The organism is Flagellimonas meishanensis, assembly GCF_019880545.1.
Taxonomy (GTDB): Bacteria; Bacteroidota; Bacteroidia; order Flavobacteriales; family Flavobacteriaceae; genus Flagellimonas; species Flagellimonas meishanensis.
In genome coordinates this window covers 1,320,509-1,345,153 of record NZ_JAINVW010000003.1, presented here as the reverse complement: position 1 = coordinate 1,345,153, position 24,645 = coordinate 1,320,509, and the positions used below count along the sequence as shown (strand labels likewise).

The window sequence follows — 24,645 nt, the reverse complement described above, 5'->3', positions numbered from 1 at the left end:
ATGAGTTACATTCCAAGATTAAAGCAAGAATATAAGGAGCGCGTGATCAAGGCGCTTTCAGAAGAATTTGGGTACAAGAACGTGATGCAGGTTCCCAAATTGGAAAAAATAGTGGTTAGCCGGGGTGTAGGTGCTGCCGTGTCCGACAAAAAGTTGATCGACCACGCTGTGGAAGAGCTGAGCAACATTACAGGGCAAAAGGCAGTGGCCACCATATCCAAAAAGGATGTGGCTTCCTTCAAACTGAGAAAGGGAATGCCCATTGGGGCCAAGGTTACCCTAAGAGGAGAGCGCATGTACGAATTTTTGGATAGGCTGATTACCAGTGCCCTTCCAAGGGTACGCGATTTCCAAGGGGTCAAGGCCAATGGATTTGACGGTAGGGGAAATTATAACCTAGGGATAACCGAGCAGATCATCTTTCCAGAGATCAATATTGACAAGATCAATAGGATAAACGGAATGGATATAACCTTTGTAACGTCGGCTGAGACGGACAAAGAAGCAAAATCATTGTTAACTGAATTGGGATTACCCTTTAAAAAGAACTGAATATGGCCAAGGAATCAATGAAAGCCCGTGAAAGGAAAAGGGCAAAAATGGTTGCAAAATATGCAGAGAAAAGGAAAGCTCTTAAAGAAGCCGGAGACTACGAAGCACTCCAAAAGCTTCCTAAGAACGCTTCACCTGTGCGTATGCGCAATCGTTGCAAATTGACCGGAAGACCAAGAGGATACATGAGAACATTCGGTATTTCCAGGGTTACATTTAGGGAAATGGCCAATAAGGGCTTGATTCCAGGAGTTAAAAAGGCTAGTTGGTAAATAGATAAAGAAAAGAGATGCTTACAGATCCAATTTCAGATTACTTGACCAGAATAAGAAATGCCAACAAGGCAGGTCATAAGGTAGTGGACATACCCGCTTCCAATCTTAAAAAGCAGATTACAAAGATATTGTTCGATCAGGGCTATATCTTGAGTTATAAGTTCGAGGATGACAAAGTACAGGGCAACATCAAAATTGCCTTGAAGTACGACAAGTTTACCAAGGAGCCAGTAATAAAGAAATTACAGCGCGTAAGTAAACCAGGACTTCGCAAGTATGTTGGTTCTGATGAGCTTCCCAGGGTGCTTAATGGCTTGGGCGTTGCCATCGTCTCCACATCACATGGGGTAATGACCAGCAAGCAGGCCAAGCATGAAAACGTGGGCGGCGAGGTTTTGTGCTACGTATATTAATTGAGAAAAGAGTAGAAAATGTCAAGAATAGGTAACAATCCAGTAGCAATCCCAGAAGGGGTTACCGTAGAGGTCAACGACCACATGGTCACCGTTAAAGGTAAGCTTGGAGAACTATCCCAAGAATTTTCAGGGGTTGCGGTAAAGGTAGAGGATGCCAACGTTGTTTTGGAAAGACCATCCGATAGCAAGGAAATCAAGGCCAAGCATGGTTTGTACCGTGCCTTGATCAATAATATGGTAAAAGGTGTTTCCAAGGGATGGACCAAGGAATTGGAACTTGTTGGAGTTGGTTACAGAGCGAGCAACCAAGGACAGAAGTTGGATTTGGCGCTTGGTTTTTCGCACAACATCGTTCTGGACATTGCTCCAGAGGTGAAGATTGAAACCGTATCTGAAAAAGGAAAGAACCCTATCGTAAAACTTACCTCGCACGACAAACAATTGGTGGGCCAAGTAGCCGCCAAAATCAGATCTTTCCGTAAGCCAGAACCTTACAAAGGAAAGGGAATCAAGTTTGTAGGTGAGCAACTAAGAAGAAAAGCAGGTAAATCAGCATAATTGATTTGGAATATGGGACTATCAACAACTGAAAGAAAATTACGCATCCGCAGAAGAATACGAAAAGTATCCTTTGGTACAGAAAACAGACCAAGACTTTCCGTTTTTAGGAGCAATAAGGAAATATACGCCCAATTGATTGACGACAATAAGGGAATCACCTTGGCATCCGCCTCATCTAGAGATAAAGATGTGGATTCCAAAGGTGCAAAAATTGAGGTTGCCAGCAATGTTGGAAAGGCCATTGCCGGAAAAGCACTTAAGCTGGGCATTGAAACTGTGGCTTTTGACAGGGGTGGAAACCTTTACCACGGAAGAGTTAAATCATTGGCTGAAGGCGCAAGGGAAGCCGGACTAAAATTCTAATAAGACTATGTACCAGAAATACAAAAATGTAGAAATAGTAAAGCCAGGTGGACTGGAGTTGAAAGACCGTTTGGTTGGAGTACAACGGGTTACCAAGGTAACAAAAGGTGGTAGAGCCTTTGGTTTTTCGGCCATAGTCGTGGTTGGTGATGAAAATGGTGTTGTGGGACATGGTTTGGGTAAATCCAAGGAAGTTGCCACTGCCATTGCCAAGGCCATTGAAGATGCCAAAAAGAACTTGGTTCGCATCCCATTGAGCAAGAGTACCCTTCCCCACGAGCAAAAAGGAAAGTACGGAGGCGCGAGAGTTTATGTTAAACCTGCATCTCCTGGTACCGGGGTTATAGCCGGTGGAGCTGTTAGGGCGGTATTGGAGGCCGTTGGGGTACATGATGTACTGTCAAAATCGCAGGGATCTTCCAACCCACACAATGTAGTAAAGGCTACCTTTGATGCCTTGTTACAATTAAGGAGTGCCAATGTTGTTGCAAAACAAAGAGGTGTTTCTTTGGAAAAAGTCTTTAAGGGATAAATAGAGGATATTATGTCAAAGATTAAGGTAAAACAAGTACGGAGCGCTATCAAAAGGCCACAGAACCAAAAGAGGACTTTGGAGGCTCTTGGATTGCGCAAGATAGGACATGTTGTGGAACACGAGGCCACACCCAATATCCTTGGAATGATAAATAAGGTCAAACACTTGGTTTCCACCGAGGAAGCTTAAAATATATCGGCAGATGGATTTACACAATCTAAAACCAGCAGAAGGCGCTGTTCATAAAGAAGGAAAACGCGTAGGAAGAGGAGAAGGCTCTGGAAAAGGAGGAACTTCCACCCGTGGACACAAAGGTGCCAAGTCAAGATCAGGATATTCCAAGAAAATTGGTTTCGAGGGAGGTCAAATGCCTTTGCAGCGACGTGTACCAAAATTTGGGTTCAAGAACATCAACAGAAAGGAATACAGGGGAATCAATTTGGGCAAATTGCAGGAATTGGTCGATAGTGGTGCCGTGAAAAAGGAAATTACCTTGGACACCTTGATTGAGAACAGATTGGCCCACAAAAACGATTTGGTGAAAATTTTGGGAGATGGTGAATTAAAGGCCGCCCTAAAAGTATCTGTACATAAATTTACTGCATCGGCCAAGGCAGCAATAGAAGCAGCAGGAGGAGAAGCAGTAAGTTTATAAGGCAAAAAAGCATGAAGAAATTTATTGAGACCATATCAAATATCTGGAAGATAGAGGAACTGAGACAACGGATCATAGTTACCCTTGGGTTGCTCTTGGTATATCGTTTCGGTGCCCAAATCGTACTTCCGGGTATAGATACCAACCAATTGGCACAATTGACCTCAAATACCGAACAAGGTATTTTAGGAATTCTTAATGCTTTTACCGGAGGTGCATTTGCCAATGCATCCGTTTTTGCTCTGGGTATCATGCCCTACATATCGGCCTCCATTGTGGTGCAGCTGATGGGTATTGCCATTCCCTACCTGCAAAAATTGCAGAAAGAAGGTGAAAGTGGTCGTAAGACCATCAACCAGATTACAAGATGGTTGACTATAGGAATCTGTATTGTTCAGGCGCCTGCCTATTTGTATGGATTGGGAGCATTGGGTGTTCCAGACAGCGCTTTTGTGTTGGGTAAGGGCCCCGATTTCATAATTCCAGCCGTGATCATATTGGTAACAGGCTGTGTGTTTGCCATGTGGTTGGGAGAAAAGATAACCGATAAAGGTATCGGAAACGGTATCTCTCTTTTGATCATGATTGGGATCATTGCAACATTGCCACAATCCTTCGTTCAAGAATTCATTTCAAGAACGACAAATAATACCGGTGGCATCATGTTCATGTTGATCGAGGTAATTGTTTGGTTCTTGGTGATATTGGCCAGTGTGCTATTGGTCATGGCAGTGCGGCAAATACCCGTGCAATATGCCAGAAGGACCGCTTCAGGTGGTTATGAAAAGAACATTATGGGGGCCAGGCAATATATCCCCCTCAAATTGAATGCCTCTGGGGTAATGCCCATCATTTTTGCACAGGCCATTATGTTTGCTCCAAGTTTATTGGGAAGAACATTCAACAATACAGCGGTAGGGCAATGGATGGAAGTACAGTTTGCCGACATTTTCGGGTTGGCCTACAACATCCTATTTGCCATATTGATCATCATATTCACCTACTTTTATACAGCGATAACCGTGCCTACCAATAAAATGGCCGACGACCTGAAAAGAAGTGGAGGTTTTATCCCGGGTATTCGTCCCGGAAAAGAAACTGGGGACTTTCTCGACAAGATAATGTCGTTGATAACCCTGCCAGGTTCCGTTTTCTTGGCCCTTTTGGCAGTATTGCCCGCAGTGGTTGTCAAGTTGATGGACGTTCAGGCAGGTTGGGCCCTTTTCTATGGGGGCACATCACTATTGATTATGGTAGGTGTGGCCATAGATACTGTGCAGCAGGTAAATTCATATTTGTTGAACAGGCATTATGATGGTTTGATGAAAACCGGAAAAAATAGAAAAGTAGCATAATTTATGGCCAAACAGCCGGCAATAGAACAAGATGGGACTATCATTGAAGCATTGTCAAACGCAATGTTCAGGGTAGAATTGGAAAACGGACACGTGGTCACGGCGCACATATCCGGGAAAATGCGCATGCATTACATCAAATTGCTCCCCGGTGACAAGGTAAAGTTGGAAATGAGCCCGTACGATTTAACAAAAGCAAGAATTACTTACAGATACTAAGCGATGAAAGTAAGAGCATCAATAAAGAAGAGAAGTGCCGAATGCAAGATTGTTCGCAGAAAAGGCAGATTATACGTAATCAACAAAAAGAATCCTAGATTTAAACAAAGACAAGGGTAATTATGGCAAGAATTGCAGGGGTAGACATACCTAAACAAAAACGTGGCGTTATTTCACTTACCTACATTTTCGGTATCGGGAAAAGTAGGGCCCAGGAAATTTTGAAAAAAGCCCAAGTAGACGAGGATGCCAAGGTCTCCGATTGGAACGACGACGAGATAGGAAGGATCAGGGAAGCTGTTTCCTCATACAAAATTGAGGGAGAACTGCGTTCCGAGACCCAATTGAACATCAAACGTTTGATGGACATTGGTTGCTACAGGGGCATTCGTCACCGATCTGGATTGCCTTTAAGGGGTCAACGTACCAAGAACAACTCTAGGACAAGAAAAGGAAAAAGAAAAACAGTTGCCAACAAAAAGAAAGCAACGAAATAACAATAGGATAGTAGTCATTAGTATTTAGACGTTAGAAGAATCTGTTTGAAATGTAAAAGTCTAGGATTCCAATAACTAAGAGCTAACACTAGAAACTAAAAAATATGGCAAAGGCAAGTACCAAAACAGCTAAAAAGCGCAAGGTAATAGTAGAATCTACCGGCGAGGCCCACATTGTGGCGTCCTTTAACAACATCATCATCTCCCTTACCAACAAAAAGGGCGATGTGATATCATGGTCATCCGCAGGAAAAATGGGCTTCCGAGGTTCCAAAAAGAACACCCCGTACGCTGCCCAGGTTGCTGCTGAAGAATGTGCTAAAACAGCACATGAGGCAGGACTTAGAAAGGTAAAGGTATATGTAAAGGGACCAGGAAATGGTAGGGAATCAGCTATCCGTTCCATTCACAACTCAGGTATTGAGGTTACCGAGATCATCGATGTGACCCCACTTCCTCACAATGGGTGCAGACCACCAAAAAGAAGAAGAGTTTAATAATCAAGTATAACAAAATGGCCCCCAAAAAGGGTCTTCAGGACAGTGCAGTTTAGATTATCGAAGGATAAGCCTTAATTCATAATCGCACTTTCAAACTAAAAGAAGATGGCAAGATACACAGGACCAAAAACAAAAATCGCTAGAAAATTCGGAGAAGCGATATTCGGGGACGACAAGTCTTTTGAAAAGAAAAATTACCCTCCGGGACAACACGGTAACAACAGACGCCGAGGCAAAAAATCGGAATATGCTGTCCAGTTGATGGAAAAACAAAAAGCCAAATATACCTACGGTATTTTGGAGCGCCAGTTCAGAAACCTCTTTGCAGAGGCCAAAAGAAAAGAAGGGGTTACCGGTGAGGTACTTTTGCAATTGTGCGAGGCCCGATTGGACAATGTGGTGTACCGTATGGGCATTGCACCATCCAGAAGGGGAGCCCGTCAGTTGGTCTCACACCGACATATCACCGTGAACGGCAATGTGGTGAACATTCCTTCCTATAGCCTTAAACCAGGAGACGTTGTTGGTGTTAGGGAAAAATCGAAATCAGTACAGTCCATTCAAGATTCCTTGTCTGCCAATAGCAGCGTTTACGAATGGATCACCTGGAACTCTGAAAAGAAGGAGGGCACCTTTGTGACCACTCCTGAAAGAATACAGATTCCCGAGAACATCAAGGAACAATTGATCGTGGAATTATACTCTAAATAAAAATTCAACATTAATCCAATTATGGCATTACTTAATTTTCAGAAGCCCGATAAAGTTATAATGATAGATTCAACAGATTTCGAAGGGAAATTTGAATTTCGCCCTTTGGAACCTGGCTATGGATTAACAGTTGGGAATGCGCTGAGAAGGGTATTGCTTTCCTCCTTGGAAGGTTTTGCCATCACTTCTGTGCGCATAGATGGAGTTGAACATGAATTCTCTGTTATTCCAGGTGTTGTTGAAGACGTCACCGAAATCATATTGAACCTGAAACAGGTCCGTTTCAAGAGACAGATTGATGATGTTGAAAGCGAGACAGTTTCTATTTCCGTTAGTGGAAAAGAGCAATTGACCGCTGGCGATTTCCAAAAGTTCATTTCAGGATATCAGGTGCTCAATCCAGACTTGGTGATCTGCAATATGGATCCCAAAGTGAGCATCAACATGGAAATCATCATTGAAAAGGGACGCGGATACGTTCCCGCCGAGGAAAACAAGAAATCCAATGCCCCTCTGGGAAGTATTTCTGTGGATTCCGTGTACACCCCTGTGAAGAATGTAAAATACAGTATTGAAAACTTTAGGGTAGAGCAGAAGACCGATTATGAAAAATTGGTCTTTGAGATCGTTACCGACGGTTCCATTCACCCTAAAGATGCATTGACAGAGGCTGCAAAGGTATTGATACACCACTTTATGCTGTTTTCGGACGAACGCATAACCCTGGAAGCCGATGAAATTGCCCAGACCGAGACCTATGATGAGGAATCGTTGCACATGAGGCAACTGTTGAAGACCAAATTGGTCGACATGGACCTTTCCGTAAGGGCACTAAACTGCCTAAAAGCAGCGGAAGTGGATACGTTGGGCGACTTGGTTTCCTTCAACAAAAACGATTTGATGAAGTTCAGGAACTTTGGTAAAAAATCCCTGACCGAATTGGAAGAATTGGTACTTAACAAAGGCCTCGAATTCGGAATGGATCTTTCAAAATATAAATTGGATAAAGATTAATAATCATATTTTGCTCTCCTTGTGGTTGATCACGGGGATCTGGTAGCAAGATGATAAACTAGAAACATGAGACACGGAAAGAAATTTAACCATTTGGGAAGGACTGCGGCCCACAGAAAGGCCATGTTGGCCAATATGGCTTGTTCACTAATTGAGCACAAGCGTATCAACACCACTGTGGCAAAGGCAAAGGCCTTGAAACAGTTTATAGAGCCCTTGATTACCAAATCCAAGACCGAGAACAATCAAACCGCTGAAAAAGGCACCCACAACAGAAGGATAGTCTTCAGCAACCTGAGAAACAAATATGCGGTGACCGAACTTTTCGGGACCGTGGCGGAAAAGGTAGGTGACAGACCAGGAGGATACACACGTATCATAAAGTTGGGCAACCGTCTTGGGGATAATGCCGATATGGCGATGATCGAATTGGTGGACTTCAATGACGTTTACAACGCTGATAAGCCGAAGAAAAAAACAACAAGACGAAGCAGAAGAGGAGCGGGCAAAAAAGTGGAGGCCGCCGCACCGGTAGCAGAGACACAAACTGACGACTCCGAAGAATAATAAAATGTTATTAACTATTGTATTAGTGGAAAAAGGATAAGCGAAAACTTATCCTTTTTTTATGTTTTTTTGTGAAATCGAAATTGCAATCAAATGAAGTATCAAACCCGAAAAAAAGCATTGATTTTGTTGGCCGATGGAACCATTTTCTATGGTAAGGCCGTGGGCGACAAGGATGGAACCGCAGTGGGCGAAGTATGTTTCAACACGGGGATGACCGGTTATCAGGAAATTTTTACCGACCCCTCCTATTTTGGGCAGTTGATGGTGACCACCAATGCCCATATCGGAAACTATGGCACCCATGCCGAGGAAATTGAATCCGATTCCATCAAAATTGCCGGACTTATCTGTAAGAACTTCAGCTATGAATATTCACGCCCAAGTGCCCATATGAGCCTGTTGGAATTTTTGGAAAAGAACAAACTCTTTGCCATTTCAGATGTTGATACAAGGGCATTGGTAAGCTATATTCGAGAGAATGGTGCCATGAATGCGCTGATTTCCACACGAGTGGACGAAATAGATACCCTGAAAAAGGAACTAAAACAAGTGCCCAGCATGAAAGGCTTGGAACTTTCCTCAAAAGTCTCCACCAAGGAACCCTATTATTATGGTGACGAAAAGGCGGACATTCGCATTTCGGCCTTGGATATTGGCATAAAAAAGAACATCCTCAGAAATCTGGCCAAGCGAGGTGCCTACATAAAGGTATTTCCATACAATACCCCTTTTGAGGAGATGAGAGCATGGAACCCGGATGGTTATTTCATTTCCAACGGTCCTGGAGACCCACAGCCATTAACGGAGGCCATTGCGGCCACTAAGGAAATGATCAAGTCCGACAAACCACTTTTTGGAATCTGTCTGGGACACCAAGTATTGGCATTGGCCAATGGTGTTTCCACCTACAAAATGCACAATGGCCACAGGGGAATCAACCATCCCATTCTCAATTTGGTGACCGGTAAGGGCGAGATAACCTCCCAAAACCATGGCTTTGCCGTGAACAGGGAAGAGACAGAGGCTCATCCCGAATTGGAAATCACCCATACCCATTTGAACGATCACACCGTTGCCGGCATAAAAATGAAAAACAAGGACGTGTTTTCGGTACAATACCATCCCGAAGCAAGTCCTGGACCCCATGATGCCGAGTACCTTTTTGATCAATTCTTTGATGCCATCAAAACAGGTCGCAACTAAAACGATGTAGTTTTATTTTTAGGTTATTTTGCGCTTTTTTGCTCCCATATCTTGAAGCAAAAAGACACTCCTTTCGTATCTTAGCCTATTCAATGTCAACCACTAACATATTTTAAAGATGAGCATTATTATCAACATTCATGCAAGACAGATTTTAGATTCTAGGGGCAATCCAACGGTAGAAGTGGATGTGGTCACCGAAAATGGAGTTTTGGGAAGGGCAGCGGTACCATCAGGGGCCTCTACCGGAGAGCATGAAGCCGTTGAGCTTCGAGATGGGGGTAATTCCTTTATGGGAAAAGGTGTGAGCAAGGCAGTGGACAATGTCAATACCGTTATCGCCGAGGAATTGGTCGGCACATCGGTATTTGAGCAGAACCATATTGACCAAACGATGATTGAATTGGATGGTACTCCCAATAAATCCAAGTTGGGTGCCAATGCCATTTTGGGAGTCTCCTTGGCTGTTGCCAAAGCGGCCGCAAATGAGTTGGGCATGCCGTTATACCGATATGTGGGAGGAGTAAGTGCCAATACACTGCCCGTGCCCATGATGAACATCATCAATGGAGGGTCCCACTCCGATGCCCCGATAGCCTTTCAAGAATTTATGGTAATGCCCGTAAAGGCCAAAAACTTTACCCATGCCATGCAAATGGGGACGGAGATTTTCCACAATCTGAAAAAAGTATTGCACGATCGCGGGCTGAGCACTGCCGTTGGGGATGAAGGCGGATTTGCTCCTACCTTGGAAGGTGGCACCGAAGATGCTTTGGATACCATTGCAAAGGCCGTTGCCAAAGCAGGATACAAGCTTGGGGACGATGTAATGATTGCCCTAGATTGTGCTTCGGCGGAGTTTTATGTGGATGGAAAATACGATTACACAAAATTTGAAGGTGATAAAGGAAAAGTAAGGACTTCAGCGGAGCAGGCCCAATATTTGGCTGACCTTTGTGCTAAATATCCCATAATTTCCATTGAGGATGGAATGGACGAGAACGATTGGGAAGGCTGGAAGTTGCTCACTGAAAAAGTGGGCGACAAAGTACAGTTGGTAGGCGACGACCTTTTCGTGACCAATGTTGAGCGCTTGTCACGTGGAATAGAAAATGGTATTGCCAATTCCATATTGATCAAAGTCAACCAGATTGGTACCCTTACCGAGACCATAGCCGCGGTAAACATGGCAAAAAATGCCGGGTATACCTCCGTGATGTCTCACCGTTCAGGGGAAACAGAGGACAACACCATTGCAGATTTGGCTGTTGCATTGAATACAGGACAGATCAAGACCGGTTCAGCCTCCAGAAGCGACCGTATGGCCAAGTACAACCAATTGTTGCGCATAGAGGAGGAATTGGGCGATACCGCATATTACCCTCGGGAAAAAGCCTTTAAGGTAAACTGATGATAACGTTTTTTTAGTATAACAATAGCCTTTCCCGATCGGGAAAGGCTTTTTTTTGTTACACTTGGAAACTTTGTCTAAATTGAAGAACTGAACTAAACAAACTAACGTTTTTGCTTGATGAACAATTTCTTATTTGTTGCAGCGGAGAATGATGCCCTTGCCAATTGTAAGGCAGGAGGAATGGGCGATGTGGTACGTGACGTTCCACGGCAGATCGCGGAAAGAGGGGACAAAGTACATGTTGTAGTGCCCTCATACGGTAGACTTCACCAAAAGGGGATCTTCAAGGCCTACCTTAACTTCAACCTAAGGGGCCTGCCCTACACGGCGGAGCTTTACGAAGTGCAGCCAAAAAGGGAGTTCGAGAATATTGTGCATTATGTGTTGCATCACCCCGAGATTGAAGCTGGGGGCATAGCTCACATTTACCATGATGATCCAGAGGAACCGTTCTACACCGATGCCGTAAAGTACTTCATTTTTTGTACCGCCACTGCGGAGGCCATTAAACAGGGAGCTTTTGGAAAGTTGGACGTGATACACCTCCATGACTGGCATTCAAGTCTATTGCTGTTTTTGAGGGCATATCACAAAAGCTATAAGAATTTAAAGGACATCCAGATTGTCTACAGTATCCATAATCTGGCCATTCAGGGAATCCGGCCTTTTGATAATAATTATTCCTCATTAAAAAACTGGTTTCCGGATGTGCCCATTGATTATATGGCTTTGATGGACTATCGATACCAGGATTGCATCAACTTGATGGCGCTCGGAATCCGGTTTGCCGATGCGGTGCATACCGTTTCTCCTTCCTACAAAGAAGACGTGATGATGCCAAGTTCGCCCCCAGAGTTCATTGGTGGGGAGGGACTTGAGAAAGACCTGCAGCAGGCAGACAGGGAGGGAAGGCTCTTTGGTATTCTCAATGGATGCAATTACAAAAACATCAACCAGGAGGCCAAAGGTGAGATCTATAGAAATACGGTCAAGGCCCTTTTCGGCTGGCTCCAGCAAGAGGATAAAAAATACAAGGCCGATTTTTTGGCACATACCGGGGAAAAAATCATGAGCTATGTGGGCAAAGAGAACCGACCCAAGTTCATTGCTTCGAGCGTGGCCCGATTGACGGAACAGAAATTTTATTTTTTTAAAAAAACGCCGGAGGCTTTTGTGGAAATCCTTAAAAAGTTGGAGAAAGTGGATGGCATTTTCATGCTTTTGGGCACTGGGGCCCCAGAATATGAGGAACTCTTCCGGAAATTGAGCTACGAAAACAAGAATTTTATCTTCACCAACGGACAATCGGAACAGTTGATCGACTCCATGTACCTGGAATCCGACCTCTACTTTATGCCCAGCCTTTTTGAACCCTGCGGAATAAGCCAAATGCTCTCCATGCGAAACGGCAATCCCTGTTTGGTCCACAACACCGGGGGCTTGAAAGATACCGTGCAGCACATGAAAACAGGCTTCTGTTTTGATGGTAAAACCTATGATGGGAAAATACAGAATATGCTCGAAGTGTTCGATTTGGCCCTTGATGTTTTCCAAAATGACAAACCCACATGGAAAAAGATCCAAGCGGCCGCCAAAAGACAGCGCTTTACCTGGAAAAAGTCCGTTGATGATTATTACAAACTTTTATATAGGTTGGGTTAGCAATCATGTCCATGGAACAATGCCTTGGGTGAATTCTTAAGACTGTCATAAATACCATGTTTAAATTGTTAATGGCAGGGCTTTTTCGTAATTTTAACACTCTATTTTTATAAAACCATTAAAGCATACAATGTCGGATAAAGCTATACTTGAATATGGGGGAAACCGTTATGAATTCCCTGTGATAAAAGGCACTGAGGATGAATTGGCCATAGATATAAAAACGCTTAGGGCCGGCACTGGCATGGTGACCATAGACCCGGGCTACAAAAACACGGGATCCTGTGAGAGCGCCGTCACCTTTTTGGATGGGGAGAAGGGGATTCTGCGGTATCGTGGATATCCAATAGAAGAATTGGCTGAGAAGGCGGATTTTTTGGAAGTAGCCTATCTGCTCATATTCGGTGAACTGCCCAATAAACAACAACTTGATAAGTTCCATGCCGACATTAAGGAAGAATCGCATGTGGATGAAGAAATGAAGAAAATTTTGGACGCCTTTCCAAAAGCAGCGCATCCCATGGGTGTATTGTCTTCGCTCACCAGTGCCCTGGTGGCGTTCAACCCCACTTCCGTGGATGTTTCCTCGGAGACGGCCATGTACAATTCCATAGTTCGGATTTTGGCCAAGTTTCCTGTTCTGGTCGCTTGGACACAACGCAAAAAGAAAGGATTGCCATTGGATTATGGTGACGACACTTTGGGCTACGTGGAGAACATCCATAAAATGATGTTCAAAAAGCCTAGTCAAGAATATAAGCGGGATCCCATTGTCATAGACGCGCTGGACAAGCTGTTGATCCTGCATGCCGATCACGAGCAGAATTGTTCTACATCCACTGTCCGGATCGTGGGATCGTCCCATGCCGGATTGTTTGCCTCCCTTTCTGCTGGAATTTCGGCACTCTGGGGGCCTTTGCACGGAGGGGCCAACCAAGCGGTGCTGGAGATGCTTGAGGCCATTCAGAAAGATGGGGGAGACACCAAAAAATACATGGCCAAGGCCAAGGACAAGAATGATCCCTTCCGTTTGATGGGCTTTGGACATCGCGTCTACAGAAATTTTGACCCACGTGCCAGGATAATCAAAAAATCCGCGGATGAGGTCTTGGGCAATTTGGGCATACAAGATCCCATTTTGGATATTGCGAAAGGATTGGAAAAAGAAGCATTGGAAGACGATTACTTCGTGAAGAGAAAACTATACCCCAACGTTGACTTTTACTCCGGAATCATCTATCGTGCACTGGGGATCCCCACGGAAATGTTTACCGTGATGTTTGCTTTGGGCAGATTGCCGGGATGGATAGCACAATGGCGTGAAATGCGATTGCGAAAGGAACCCATTGGAAGACCACGACAAATCTACATAGGGGAAAACAAGAGGTCTTTTGTTCCCCTCGAAAAACGAAAATAACTACAAAAGGGCGGTACTCACCGTCCTTTTAAATATCAAAAAGACGGGCCCAGCCCGATCAGACGCATTTAACCAAAGGGATTTGCCCCTAAATTGGTTGGATGGCCGAAGAGGCGATGTTCAAAAAACCTAAAAAGCTTTTTTATTTAAACCAATGGTAATTAGGTGGCAAAATGGTAGATTTGCCTCAACTTTTTTGAAGGTGATCCAACACCTTCCAGACCTAGAAAAGAGGTCCGCGAACTAATTTGGTATGATACATTTGAATATTGTTGATGAGACCAGTCCCCTCAAGGCAGTGATTTTGGGTACCGCAATGAGTTGTGGCCCTGTTCCCAGTCCCGAGGAAGCCTATGATCCCAAATCACTGGAACACATACTTGCCGGTACCTATCCCAAAGAAGAAGACATGATCAAGGAGATGGATGCCTTTGCCAGGGTCTTTGAAAAATATGGGGTGGATGTGTACCGTCCCAAAGTTTTGGAGGATTGTAACCAAATCTTTACCAGGGACATTGCCTTCGTGATTGAGGACAAACTTTTTCATGCCAATATTTTGCCCGATAGGGAACGGGAGTTTGAAGCTATCCACGAAGTATTGGAAAAAATCAGCCCGAACAAGATCATAAGACCTCCACAAGTGGTCCATATAGAAGGCGGTGATGTGATGCCCTGGCATGACCATATTTTTGTCGGAACGTATTCGGGGGATGATTACCCGGACTACATTACGGCCCGAACGAACAAGGAGGCCGTTGAGTACCTGGCGGCAATGTTTCCCCATAAAACGGTGAAATCCTTCGAATTGCGCAAATCCAATACCGATCCCAAGGAAAATGCCCTGCATCTGGACTGTTGCTTTCAGCCTGTGGGCCACGACAAGGCCATTTTGCACAAGAATGGGTTTTTGGTGGAGGAGGAGTACCAATGGTTGGTGGATTTTTTCGGGAGCGAAAACATATTTGAAATTACAAAGGATGAGATGTACCAAATGTTCAGCAACGTATTTTCCATCTCCCCGGAGGTAGTGGTTTCGGAAAGGAATTTTACCCGACTGAACCGTTGGCTTCGGGAACAAGGATTTACTGTGGAAGAAATCCCTTATGCCGAAATAGCAAAGCAGGAAGGATTGTTGCGATGCAGTACCATGCCATTACTACGAGAATAAAACTTCAAACAAACACCGACCTGCTGCCACAGGGAATTAAAAACCCACATTACACTTGAGAAAACAAATCACCAACACCATCCTGATGATTCGTCCGGTAAAGTTTCGGATGAACGAACAGACAGCGGTCAACAACTATTTTCAGGAAGACCTTCAGATCAAAAATGCAGAGATCAATGAAAAGGCGCAGCAAGAATTCGACCAATTTGTAAAAATACTTCGAGATCACGGAGTTCATGTGATTGTGGTGGATGACACCGAGAAGAATGACACGCCCGACTCCATTTTCCCGAACAATTGGGTCTCTTTTCATGACAATGGCACCGTGTGCTTGTACCCCATGTTCGCAGAAAACCGCAGAAAGGAACGTAGGGAGGATATTTTTGATATGTTGGAGGAACAAGGTTTCGAAATCAAAAACATTATTGATTACACTTCTGCGGAAGACGAAGGTGTGTTCCTGGAAGGTACGGGAAGCATCCTGAAGGACCGGATCAACCAAAAAGCCTATTGTGCACTTTCAGAAAGGGCCCATGAGGAACTTTTTATTGAATTTTGTGAGGATTTTGACTGTTTCCCCGTGATTTTCCACGCCAATCAATCCGTGGACGGCAAACGATTGCCCATTTACCATACCAATGTGATGATGGCCATGGCGGAGACCTTTGTGGTCATCTGTCTGGATACCATTGATGATAAAAAGGAGCGTAAAAATGTCGTGGACCATATCAAAAAGGATGGAAGGGAAATCATAGAAATCACCGAAGCGCAGATGTACCATTTTGCGGGTAACATGCTCCAGGTAATCGGCGCTAACGACCAGCGGTTTATGGTGATGAGCTCTGCAGCCTACAATAGCTTGCGCGAAGATCAGATACAGGCCATCAAAAGGCATTGCGAGATCATTCATAGTCCATTGGACACTATCGAGACCTGTGGCGGGGGCAGTGCCCGTTGTATGATGGCCGAGGTGTTCCTGCCCATGGCTTGACGAAGCGGGCACGTAACCCTGAACTTGTTTAAGGGTCTTTGTCCAATAGGGATGGGATGCCGAAACAAGTTCGTCAGGATGGTGCATTTTGGTTACGGAATGTCCTTGCGGGTTGTCATTTCGAGCGCCCGCCTGCCGGACGGGCAGGCAGTCGAGAAAGGCAAAGTATGGAAACAGGATTTCTTAACCATTGCTTCGCGCCTTATAACAAAATGACTCCTTGACCCATTGCCTTTCAACCTTAACCTTTCACCCTTCCCCCTTTTTTAAACCCTGCCAAAAAAACGGAAACCATAAATACCATAAAAAAGGCAAAGGGCAAGGAAGTGATGATCAACAATTTCTGCACGGCCACCAATATATCAACATCCGGTTTGGCAAACCCCAGAAGAATAAGTGCCAGCGTTGTAAAAAGCACAACCGCCGACCAGATCAGGCGATGCCTTTTATTGGGGTCTGGGTTGCCCCTGTCCGTGAACATGCTCAGCACAAAAACCGCTGAATCCACCGAAGTGACCAAAAAACTGACCAAAAGCAGCAAGGTAATTCCGTTTAGCAGGCCAGAAAACGGATAGGCTGAAAAAAACACGAAAATGGAAGAAAACACACTGTCAAACTCCCCTTGGTAACTACCCCAGGATTCGATGATCTCGAAGGCAGAGGTGCCAAAGACAGAAAACCAGAAGAAAGTGCCCAATGATGGCAGAATCAGCACTCCCAAAAGCATTTGCCGCACGGTGCGACCCTGGGAGATACGGGCGATAAAAATACCGGTGAACGGCGCCCACGCCAACCAAAAGGCCCAATAATAAAAAGTCCAATCGGTAAGAAAGGAAATGCCGGGATCGTAGGTGCCCAGGGCAAGGCTCATTGGAACAAAGTCGATAAGGTATTGCAGTGAGGCTTTTCCGAAGGAAACCAGGATGTTGCCCATGTTGCTGTTGACAAATACAAAGGCCGAAAGAAGCAGGGTGATGAGAATATTGAACTTGGAGATTCGCTTGATGCCCCTATCCACCCCCATCCAAACCGAGACAAAGGCAATACTTGAAATTACCACGGCCAACAACAAAGTGACCCAAACCCCAAGTTCCGCATTGAAAATATGGTTGATACCGCCTGTAATCTGTGCCGTACCCAAACCTATCGCAGCTATCAGCCCGAAAACCGTGGTTACAATGGCCAAAATGTCGATGGCGTTTGCGCGTTTTCGACCTTTGAACTTTGGTGGGATGGCACTGCTGACCAACACGTGCTGTTTCTTGACGAAAAGTGCATGACCGATGACCAGGGCAAAAATCCCGTAAAAGGCCCAAGCGGTGAACCCCCATTGATAAAAAGTGAATTCCAGGGCCAAAATCTCCGGTGCGCTATTGGAAGGAAAGGGCGGGTTCTGTTGCATAAAAACGGGCTCCTGCACGGCACGGAGCAGAATACCGGCCCCCATGCCCGTGCTGTAGAGCATACTTGCCCAGGCCCATAGTGAATGTTCGGGTGCATCATGGGGCTTGCCCAATTTCAGTTTGCCCCAGGGCGAAAGGGCTATGCCCATGAGCAGGAGCACGCAGCCCAACCCCAAATACAGATAAAAATACCCAAAATGGTTCCGCACCCAGAGGGACAGGGACTCTATGGACCGGTAGCTCCACTCCGTAAACAGGAAAACCACCAGGGAGAAGATGAGCAATAACCCTGTGGATACGGAAAGGAGTTTGTTATTTTTAAATAAGCCTAGGATGGAGCGTTGATTTAATACTGCCGAAAATAATCATCTTTAGGGAAAGGCATAAGGATAAGGGTAATAGTTCTTTGGTAAAGGGTTTAATTAAAAAGATCAAGGGTATATTTAACAGCAGAATCTAGCCTTTAACCCTATAGGACATTTACACGAAAAAGAACTATATTCACATGACCCCATTTGCATACTTGAACAAACAAAGACGGAAATATATTTTCTGATAAAAGTTGTTGGATTAAATCATGATGCATTGGTAATCAAATAAGTTGGTAACCATTAAACACAAAAATGTCTCAGACTAAATTGTTAATTCAATTAATTTCTTCTTTAACGGATTCTGAATTTGATTACATAGCAAAAAAATATTTAATCGAGGTCGAAGGATTTGATAAGGTAGTAAACTGTAATGGCCCCCATGACAAAGGACTTGATATGAGAAATGCTTCAGTTTCGGAAATGCAAGTGCAATATCAAGCAACTACAACGCGACAAAAGGATTTTGATGCAAAACTCAGGAAAGATTTAAGCAAGGCTCAAAACAATGTATCAGATTATGGTTTGCCTAAAAGGGTTGTTTATTTCTATTCCTACCCAATAACAAATCGGGCCGTGTTAGAATTAAAAAAAATGGCCAAAAGGGATTTTAACATCATACTCGATATAATTGCGGCAGAGACAATTTCGGAAATTTCTCAGCTTTATGAAGCAGTAAAAGAAGAAATTCTATTGCGATCAGAATTTGATAAAATTCAAATCAAAAGTGATTTTTTCAATGACCCAAAGGTTAGAGCTTTTTATGATTTAATGTCTATTGGCTCAGCTACCGATATAAAATACAACATAATCAAATCGTTTATTATTAGCTATTTGAACACAAATGGGCCTACTAATCATTATAAAATATTGGATACCATAAATAAACAGTTTGAGACCACCTTAGCTGATGAATATTTCCAAAGTATTTTGCGCAGGATGAATACAGAACAGAAAATAAAAAAATCCAGTGCTTCAAATTTGGAATTAACTGAAAATGAAAAAGAAAGAATAGAAAAGGTCCTTGATGAATTCAAAATCGAGGAAGCTTTCTTTAGAAAGAAAATTTCCAATGTTTTGATGAAATATCAGATTGGAGAATTAATTGAGGATATCATTTTGCAATTAATAAAGCTTTATGAAAGTAGCTATTCAATTAACATAAGTGAATTTACGTACAGAAACTCAACAATTCATGATTTAGAAACAGCAACTCAAGCTTTTATCGATTTTTTGATAGAGAAATCAATACCTGAAGATAAATCAGAATTATTGATTTCAGAGCTTCTTGAAATTGCAGACCAAAGTTCGATTCTATCAAGAATAGCTGCTGGCGAAGTTTTTTCTAAAGTTTCGGACCCTGATAGGCTTCAAGATTATATTTTGCAGCACCATCACAATAAGGTTGTCTTTTTAGACACCAATGTCTTGATTAATTTATTGCTTGCACACTATAATTCAAATTCTGATTATAACGATTATCATTATAAAGTTGCTAAACAATTTTTAAGCTTTGTCCGTGAAAATGATTTGACGTTGCTAACAATTAGAAGATACGCTTTAGAGACAACGAGAATATTTATTGACGCTTTGCAGCTTATACCTTTTACAAAGCTCCCATATTTTAACGCATTAGGAAAAACTAGCAACATCCTGTACAATTTTTATCTGCACTTAAGCGATTGGAATTTATTGGATGAAGGAATCAAGGACTTTGAAGATTTTCTTTTGGAATTTAAGTTCAAATATGAAAAATTGGAGAAAGGAGATTCATTTAGATCTCAGATGGAGTATCTTTTGGACACGCTGGGGGTAGAAATTGAAGAAATTGAGTATGAATATAATCTGGACAAAGCAAGGGAACTAATTGACTTAGTTTTGAAAAAGGATAACAAGTATAAGTCACATTTCGCAACAAGCAGTGATGCAATAATGATTAGAAGATTGGCAGATCCCGATGTTGATGTTAATCCGATTGAGCCAATTTTCTGCACATGGGATTTTGGCCTTATTAAGCTTAGAAAATATTATTTTGAAGATTTTCCTAGTTGCACCCGATGGTTCATGTATACTCCTACCCGATTGATGGATCATTTTTCAATGATGAATCTGAAGGTTAAACCTGGAACTCTATCAAGCGAAATATTGACTATTCTTGACGATAGTTATGATTTCAAAGAAAAAACACAGTCACTTCTTGATGTTGTCAAGACAATAATCAATGTGAATGAAGAAGTTGGTTTGAAATATGCAAACACCCTTGCAGAACTTCGCGAAAAACAAATTGTACAAGTTGATCATATTGATGAGAGTATTCCTGAAGCTGAAAAAGAGAAGAATTCAATAGATTTCATTTTTCAAGAGATGATTAAATATTATGGTTATGAAACAGAAATCTCACGACTTAGCAAATTAAAGGGTTTGTTCCAAAAAGAAGAGTACTTTGATTCTGTAATTAACTTACTCCAAAATGAGATTGAATATGTGGCAGAAAACGAAAGGATTAGTAAAGATTTATTTGAAGGGTTGGATAGTTTGATTTCAAAAAACTCTTAAAAAGTAAATTTGACTTGTCTACAGTTAGTTTTGTTGATATTTGATATCCATACCTCTTCAAAAACCCCATCATCCCATTTGGACCACCAACTCCTTTCTTGACGATTAAAGGTGTTTTTACCCAAGAGAATTCACTCCCCCTCCACCGTAAACTCACGAATGGCCTGATTGGGCTCCATAATGGTATGGCCCTGCCAAAACTCGGGGTTATAGGTGGGCATATAGGTGGCCTGTATGCTTTTGTCCTCCTTAAAATCGGCAAACTGGGGTTCTTGGATCATGGTGTTTTCAAAGACCACCAATTCCCATTTGTTGGTGCCGCCCATCCTAAAGTCAATGTTGAGCAACAGTTCGTTCTGTTTGCGTCGGCCCTTTACATTTTTGTTCTTTTCCACCACTTTTAGCGGTCGGTCCACGGCAAAATACTGTCCAATGCTGAGGTCCATAAATTGCAGTTCGTAGCGTTGGTTGGGCAGTTGTGCAAAGCGCATGGTCCCCCTATATAGCTCCTCACGATAGGTGATGCCCAACAGCTTAAAATTGCTGAGACGCTCCACGTTTTCAAAATCCAGGCGCATCACGGCAAAGTCCTCTATATTTATATAGAGGCGGCCCTTAAAATGGGCACTGCCACGGTCTGGCCAAAAATCTATGACGTACACCCCTTTGTCGGCAATGTCGGCGTAGCCCACCAGTTTAAAATCGTAGCGGCGGGTTTTTTCTATCACATCCAGTTTGGTGTCCTCCTTGTAGTAAAGCTCCCTCAACAGTTCCCTGAACACATAGCGTTGTGCATCCAAAAGCCCGGAAACGGTGTCCTTTTCGACTTCCTCCTTGATTTTTTCGGCCTGTTCCTCCTCCATTTCCGCCAAAATGGAATCTACCTGCACCTTTTGGCTAAAAATGCCCGATTTTATCTTCAGGTAGGAATCGGGTTTTATGTTTTTGGTAAAAATGGCCTCCATGCGTTTGCCCAAGTCCTCCATGGATGCGATTTCATTTTTGTCATACAGGTCGGCCGCCTTGATGATGTCCAGTTTGTATTTTCCATCGTGTAGATATAGGTCTCCCAAAGTTTCGGTGTAGTGGTGGGCCCTTTTGGGGATGGAGGCGGCAAGACTGTCCATCAAATCCTTGTTGAGTTCCTTGATGCTGGACTTTTCAAAGCCAAAATCCACCTTATGGATGTTGCCCAATTCCGACTTCCGAAGGAAGAAACGTTGCTTTACGGGGTCATTGTTCAGATTTTCGGGCAGGCGTTCCTTCATTTTTTCCAAAATCTCCTCCACAGAGAGTTCCTCGTCAAACAGATACACTCCGCTCAGTGCTATGGCCTTGGGTTGAAGGGCCAAAACACTGTCCTGCAACTGTTCCGGGGTAAAACCTTTTTTTGCATATCCCATGGACGAAATGTAGATGGAATCGAGCAGGGAAGTGCGGCCATCCACCGCAAAACTGAAACGCCCTTCCTCGTTGGTGATCACCCCTTGATGTTCACCATATTGCACCGTGGCATACGGAATGCCCTTTTGGGTCTTGGCATCCACCAATCGGGAACTTATAGTTTGGGCGACCAACGTTGGGCCAAAAAGCAGTGCGAAGAACGGTAAAAGAAGCGGGGTCTTGCTCATATTCCTTTTTTGATGAATTTCCTTTAAAGACAGAACAACCCTAAAAGGGTTGCTTGCTAGTAGGACGATTGGCCTTATGATTTGTAACACGGATTGTTCCAAAAAACTTCGTGTCAAGCATGAAATGACAGCTCATGGAGAAATTCTTCGCCTTCCCAAGCAAGCTGGCCGGCACTCAGAATGACAATTTGGTTATTATGACGAGGTGTTGGCAATATTCCGTATCATGCCGCCAAAAATAAAGTAATGAAAGGGCAGTACGCTGTACCAGTACAACCTGCCCCTGAGGCCCCTGGGCCTGAATGTGGCAATTTGATGTAGTTTTTTGTCCTCATCTATCTTGAATTCGAGCCATGCCTCCCCGGGAGTGCGCATTTCCGCAAAGAGCAACAATCGTTTTCCTTTTTTGTCCGCCAGGAGTACCCGCCAAAAGTCGAGCGCATCACCGGGGTAGATCTTGTCCGGGTGGGTGCGGCCACGACGGAGTCCCGGGCCACCATTCAGTTTATCAAGAAACCCCCGGATTTTCCAGAGCCAACTCCCGTAGTACCATCCTGTCTCCCCGCCAATCCGCCAAATCTTGTCCAGCACGGCCTGCTCATCTTCAATGGCCACCACCTGCTCATCCTTGAGCACCCCGAATTTTGGCACTTGGATGTAATTCTCCAGATCTTCGCTTATTTGACCGCTGGCGATACTATCCTTCCAACTGCTGACCACCAAATTCTGTTCAATTTTTTTGAATGCCATATCGATGGCCTGTTCGTAGGTATGGGTTTCAATACCCAATAACTGTTGTAATCGATTGTCCTTGGCCACCACCTCCATTTTCATACTGTCCACCAGGTTAACGGCCAGTTTGTATGAGGTGGAAGTGACAAAGTAGAGCCAGTAGGAGGAGAGCTTCGGTGTCATAACGGGTACGGTAAAGATCCAGTTTTTGAAGCCACGGACATTGGCGTAGCGTTTGAGCATGTCTTTGTAAGTAAGCACATCCGGGCCTCCAATATCAAAGGATTGGTTATAGGTGTCCGGACGTCCCAGAACCCCAATCAAAAATTGAATTACATCCCTGATGGCAATGGGCTGGGTTTTGGTGAGCACCCATTTTGGGGTGATCATCACGGGCAATTTTTCGCAAAGGTCCCGAATGATCTCAAAAGACGAACTGCCGGAACCCACAATGATCCCTGCGCGCAAAACGGTCAGTTCAAAGGGCCCCTGATAAAGGATGTCCTCCACATTTTTACGGGAACTTAGATGTTTGGAGAGTTCGGTGTCGTTTACTATTCCGCTTAAATAAACGACTTGTTTTACCTGTGTTTTGGACAGATGTGCATTAAAATTGTGGGCGGCAATGGCTTCCTTTTCATCAAAATCGGAAATGGATGATGCCATGGAATGAATGAGGTAATAAGCGGCATCTATATCCTTTGGGAGGACATCTTCCTGCGCGTCTTCCAAAAAATCCACCTCCACCACTTCTATTTTGGAACGGATCCGGGCATCCACTGAGAGGCGTTTTTCATCCCGCACCGCACACACGATGTCATGGCCAAGCTCCAACAATTGGGGAAGCAACCGCATTCCAATATACCCGTTGGCACCGGTGAGGAGTATTTTCATCTATCGGAAAGGGTGAACATTTTGTAAATGAAGTAAAAGGGCACCAATCCGTTGAGTATCCATAGGCCGATGAGCAATTGTACGTCCACAGCATCGACCAAGTTCTTTACCTTGAGCAAAATCACTGTTGTGGTGATAAAAAAAGCGATTACAAAGCACAAATTCATTACGGTTACCATTCGCAGGGCAGTGGCATACAATTTTGGCGCATTCTTTTCGGTAACCTTAACCGGATAGTTCATTTGGTAGGGTTTCATTTTGGTGATCATGAACCCTAATCCCATGTACATCAGCGCACTGATGAAGGGGATTATCCACAGGCTGAGTTTATGACCGTATCCATCTACCTGGCCTTCCCAATTGAAATGGGTGGGAATGGTTTTTGGCAGGTCGAAGTAAAAAAGAAGTACCACCCCTGCATTCAGGGCAACGACCAGCCATCCAATCTTGATCAACTTTTTATCGGTGGCCGTAGGAGTCACTTCTATTTTCGGATGGTCGTTGAAAAGTTTCATAGGTCTTCTATTGAAGTTGGTGCATTGTCCGCTTTATAGTCCATCAGCTTTTTAAAATATTTTTGAATGGCCTTGGTGTCCGACCTTACCTTTATGAAATAGTGGTCCTTGAACATGGAATATATGGCCAGATCACCCTTATAAATGCTGAGTTTGTGGTAGGGAATCACCAGGCCGTAGGTCTCCAAAAGGGAACGAAACCTAATGATGATGCCCCCTGGTCGCATTTCAATATTGCAGCTGTTCAGGTTGTTGTCCAAGATCAAGAGATTTTGGATTTCAACACTGGCGTCGGTAATAAACAATTTGGGAGAGCCGATGCCGCCCAAGGCCCATCGTTCTTTTAAAGAAAAAGGTTTCCCAACGGCAGCATCAATTTTCCGGGTTACTTTCTTATCTGTGTACGATACGTTCAGAAGCATGCCTAAAATTAATCAAAATTGCCACTACCTTAGGGGCAATGCCTTG

Annotated in this window: 28 protein-coding genes; 23 read left to right on the top strand and 5 right to left on the bottom strand. The window is 43.8% G+C overall.

The genetic code is table 11. The features are described from left to right. The 22 genes from rplE to ctlX all read left to right on the top strand — a co-directional run bounded on the left by rplE (nt 1) and on the right by ctlX (nt 16,078). A complete protein-coding gene (rplE, locus tag K7G75_RS14175) occupies nt 1-552 on the top strand; it encodes a 50S ribosomal protein L5 (RefSeq protein ID WP_222984889.1) in 552 nt (183 codons plus the stop codon). Nucleotides 553-554: 2 nt separating this feature from the next. Continuing rightward, on the top strand, nt 555-824 hold the full coding sequence (rpsN, locus tag K7G75_RS14170) for a 30S ribosomal protein S14 (RefSeq protein WP_116182586.1): 270 nt from the start codon (nt 555-557) through the stop codon (nt 822-824). Between the two features lie 17 nt (nt 825-841). Beyond that, nucleotides 842-1,240, top strand: a complete 399-nt coding sequence (rpsH, locus tag K7G75_RS14165) for a 30S ribosomal protein S8 (protein WP_222984888.1) — start codon at nt 842-844, stop codon at nt 1,238-1,240. Nucleotides 1,241-1,258: 18 nt separating this feature from the next. Next, nucleotides 1,259-1,801, top strand: a complete 543-nt coding sequence (gene rplF / locus K7G75_RS14160; protein WP_222984887.1) for a 50S ribosomal protein L6 — start codon at nt 1,259-1,261, stop codon at nt 1,799-1,801. Between the two features lie 12 nt (nt 1,802-1,813). Then, the gene (gene rplR / locus K7G75_RS14155; RefSeq protein ID WP_222984886.1) at nt 1,814-2,167 is read left to right on the top strand and encodes a 50S ribosomal protein L18; all 354 of its coding nucleotides are present in this window, start codon (nt 1,814-1,816) and stop codon (nt 2,165-2,167) included. Between the two features lie 7 nt (nt 2,168-2,174). Further along, entirely contained in the window at nt 2,175-2,699 is a 525-nt protein-coding gene (gene rpsE / locus K7G75_RS14150) for a 30S ribosomal protein S5 (RefSeq protein WP_222984885.1), read from the top strand. Between the two features lie 12 nt (nt 2,700-2,711). Beyond that, nucleotides 2,712-2,891: a 50S ribosomal protein L30 gene (rpmD, locus tag K7G75_RS14145; protein ID WP_222984884.1), complete on the top strand. Its 180-nt coding sequence runs from the start codon at nt 2,712-2,714 to the stop codon at nt 2,889-2,891. A 13-nt stretch (nt 2,892-2,904) separates the two neighbouring features. After that, on the top strand, nt 2,905-3,357 hold the full coding sequence (gene rplO / locus K7G75_RS14140; RefSeq protein WP_222984883.1) for a 50S ribosomal protein L15: 453 nt from the start codon (nt 2,905-2,907) through the stop codon (nt 3,355-3,357). Between the two features lie 11 nt (nt 3,358-3,368). After that, nucleotides 3,369-4,712, top strand: coding sequence for a preprotein translocase subunit SecY (gene secY / locus K7G75_RS14135; protein WP_222984882.1), 1,344 nt, complete (start codon nt 3,369-3,371; stop codon nt 4,710-4,712). A gap of 3 nt (nt 4,713-4,715) precedes the next feature. Beyond that, on the top strand, nt 4,716-4,931 hold the full coding sequence (infA, locus tag K7G75_RS14130) for a translation initiation factor IF-1 (RefSeq protein WP_014031991.1): 216 nt from the start codon (nt 4,716-4,718) through the stop codon (nt 4,929-4,931). Nucleotides 4,932-4,934: 3 nt separating this feature from the next. Continuing rightward, complete coding sequence (gene ykgO, locus K7G75_RS14125; protein ID WP_013621733.1) at nt 4,935-5,051, top strand: type B 50S ribosomal protein L36; 117 nt, start codon at nt 4,935-4,937, stop codon at nt 5,049-5,051. Between the two features lie 2 nt (nt 5,052-5,053). Continuing rightward, entirely contained in the window at nt 5,054-5,428 is a 375-nt protein-coding gene (gene rpsM, locus K7G75_RS14120) for a 30S ribosomal protein S13 (protein ID WP_222984881.1), read from the top strand. Nucleotides 5,429-5,532: 104 nt separating this feature from the next. Beyond that, the gene (gene rpsK, locus K7G75_RS14115) at nt 5,533-5,925 is read left to right on the top strand and encodes a 30S ribosomal protein S11 (protein WP_222984880.1); all 393 of its coding nucleotides are present in this window, start codon (nt 5,533-5,535) and stop codon (nt 5,923-5,925) included. A gap of 108 nt (nt 5,926-6,033) precedes the next feature. Continuing rightward, entirely contained in the window at nt 6,034-6,639 is a 606-nt protein-coding gene (gene rpsD / locus K7G75_RS14110; protein ID WP_222984879.1) for a 30S ribosomal protein S4, read from the top strand. 21 nt (nt 6,640-6,660) lie between these two features. After that, nucleotides 6,661-7,653 carry a DNA-directed RNA polymerase subunit alpha gene (locus K7G75_RS14105; protein ID WP_222984878.1) on the top strand — a complete coding sequence of 331 codons (993 nt, stop codon included), beginning with the start codon at nt 6,661-6,663 and terminating at the stop codon, nt 7,651-7,653. A gap of 66 nt (nt 7,654-7,719) precedes the next feature. Then, entirely contained in the window at nt 7,720-8,220 is a 501-nt protein-coding gene (gene rplQ, locus K7G75_RS14100; protein ID WP_222984877.1) for a 50S ribosomal protein L17, read from the top strand. 93 nt (nt 8,221-8,313) lie between these two features. Beyond that, nucleotides 8,314-9,426, top strand: coding sequence for a glutamine-hydrolyzing carbamoyl-phosphate synthase small subunit (gene carA / locus K7G75_RS14095; RefSeq protein ID WP_222984876.1), 1,113 nt, complete (start codon nt 8,314-8,316; stop codon nt 9,424-9,426). A 118-nt stretch (nt 9,427-9,544) separates the two neighbouring features. Further along, nucleotides 9,545-10,837, top strand: a complete 1,293-nt coding sequence (eno, locus tag K7G75_RS14090) for a phosphopyruvate hydratase (protein WP_222984875.1) — start codon at nt 9,545-9,547, stop codon at nt 10,835-10,837. 120 nt (nt 10,838-10,957) lie between these two features. After that, nucleotides 10,958-12,502, top strand: a complete 1,545-nt coding sequence (locus tag K7G75_RS14085; protein ID WP_222984874.1) for a glycogen synthase — start codon at nt 10,958-10,960, stop codon at nt 12,500-12,502. A 130-nt stretch (nt 12,503-12,632) separates the two neighbouring features. Next, a complete protein-coding gene (locus K7G75_RS14080) occupies nt 12,633-13,919 on the top strand; it encodes a citrate synthase (protein WP_222984873.1) in 1,287 nt (428 codons plus the stop codon). 253 nt (nt 13,920-14,172) lie between these two features. Further along, complete coding sequence (locus K7G75_RS14075) at nt 14,173-15,087, top strand: dimethylarginine dimethylaminohydrolase family protein (RefSeq protein WP_222984872.1); 915 nt, start codon at nt 14,173-14,175, stop codon at nt 15,085-15,087. Between the two features lie 85 nt (nt 15,088-15,172). After that, nucleotides 15,173-16,078: a citrulline utilization hydrolase CtlX gene (gene ctlX / locus K7G75_RS14070; protein WP_417950798.1), complete on the top strand. Its 906-nt coding sequence runs from the start codon at nt 15,173-15,175 to the stop codon at nt 16,076-16,078. A 241-nt stretch (nt 16,079-16,319) separates the two neighbouring features. Here the strand turns inward: ctlX and K7G75_RS14065 are convergent, their stop codons facing one another. Continuing rightward, complete coding sequence (locus K7G75_RS14065; protein WP_222985041.1) at nt 16,320-17,816, bottom strand: BCCT family transporter; 1,497 nt, start codon at nt 17,814-17,816, stop codon at nt 16,320-16,322. 288 nt (nt 17,817-18,104) lie between these two features. Between K7G75_RS14065 and K7G75_RS14060 the strand changes: the two genes are divergently transcribed. Next, nucleotides 18,105-20,405, top strand: coding sequence for a hypothetical protein (locus K7G75_RS14060; RefSeq protein ID WP_222984871.1), 2,301 nt, complete (start codon nt 18,105-18,107; stop codon nt 20,403-20,405). 131 nt (nt 20,406-20,536) lie between these two features. Here K7G75_RS14060 and K7G75_RS14055 read toward each other — a convergent pair whose 3' ends face one another. From K7G75_RS14055 to K7G75_RS14040, 4 genes are all read right to left on the bottom strand, one after another. Continuing rightward, on the bottom strand, nt 20,537-22,036 hold the full coding sequence (locus K7G75_RS14055; RefSeq protein WP_222984870.1) for a peptidase associated/transthyretin-like domain-containing protein: 1,500 nt from the start codon (nt 22,034-22,036) through the stop codon (nt 20,537-20,539). A gap of 195 nt (nt 22,037-22,231) precedes the next feature. Further along, nucleotides 22,232-23,662 carry an SDR family oxidoreductase gene (locus K7G75_RS14050; protein WP_222984869.1) on the bottom strand — a complete coding sequence of 477 codons (1,431 nt, stop codon included), beginning with the start codon at nt 23,660-23,662 and terminating at the stop codon, nt 22,232-22,234. Next, the gene (locus K7G75_RS14045; protein WP_222984868.1) at nt 23,659-24,177 is read right to left on the bottom strand and encodes a DUF1648 domain-containing protein; all 519 of its coding nucleotides are present in this window, start codon (nt 24,175-24,177) and stop codon (nt 23,659-23,661) included. Before K7G75_RS14045 ends, K7G75_RS14050 begins: the two co-directional genes overlap by 4 nt. Continuing rightward, the gene (locus K7G75_RS14040) at nt 24,174-24,599 is read right to left on the bottom strand and encodes a hypothetical protein (RefSeq protein ID WP_222984867.1); all 426 of its coding nucleotides are present in this window, start codon (nt 24,597-24,599) and stop codon (nt 24,174-24,176) included. The genes K7G75_RS14045 and K7G75_RS14040 overlap by 4 nt, the downstream gene beginning before the upstream one ends. Nucleotides 24,600-24,645 lie beyond the last annotated feature (46 nt).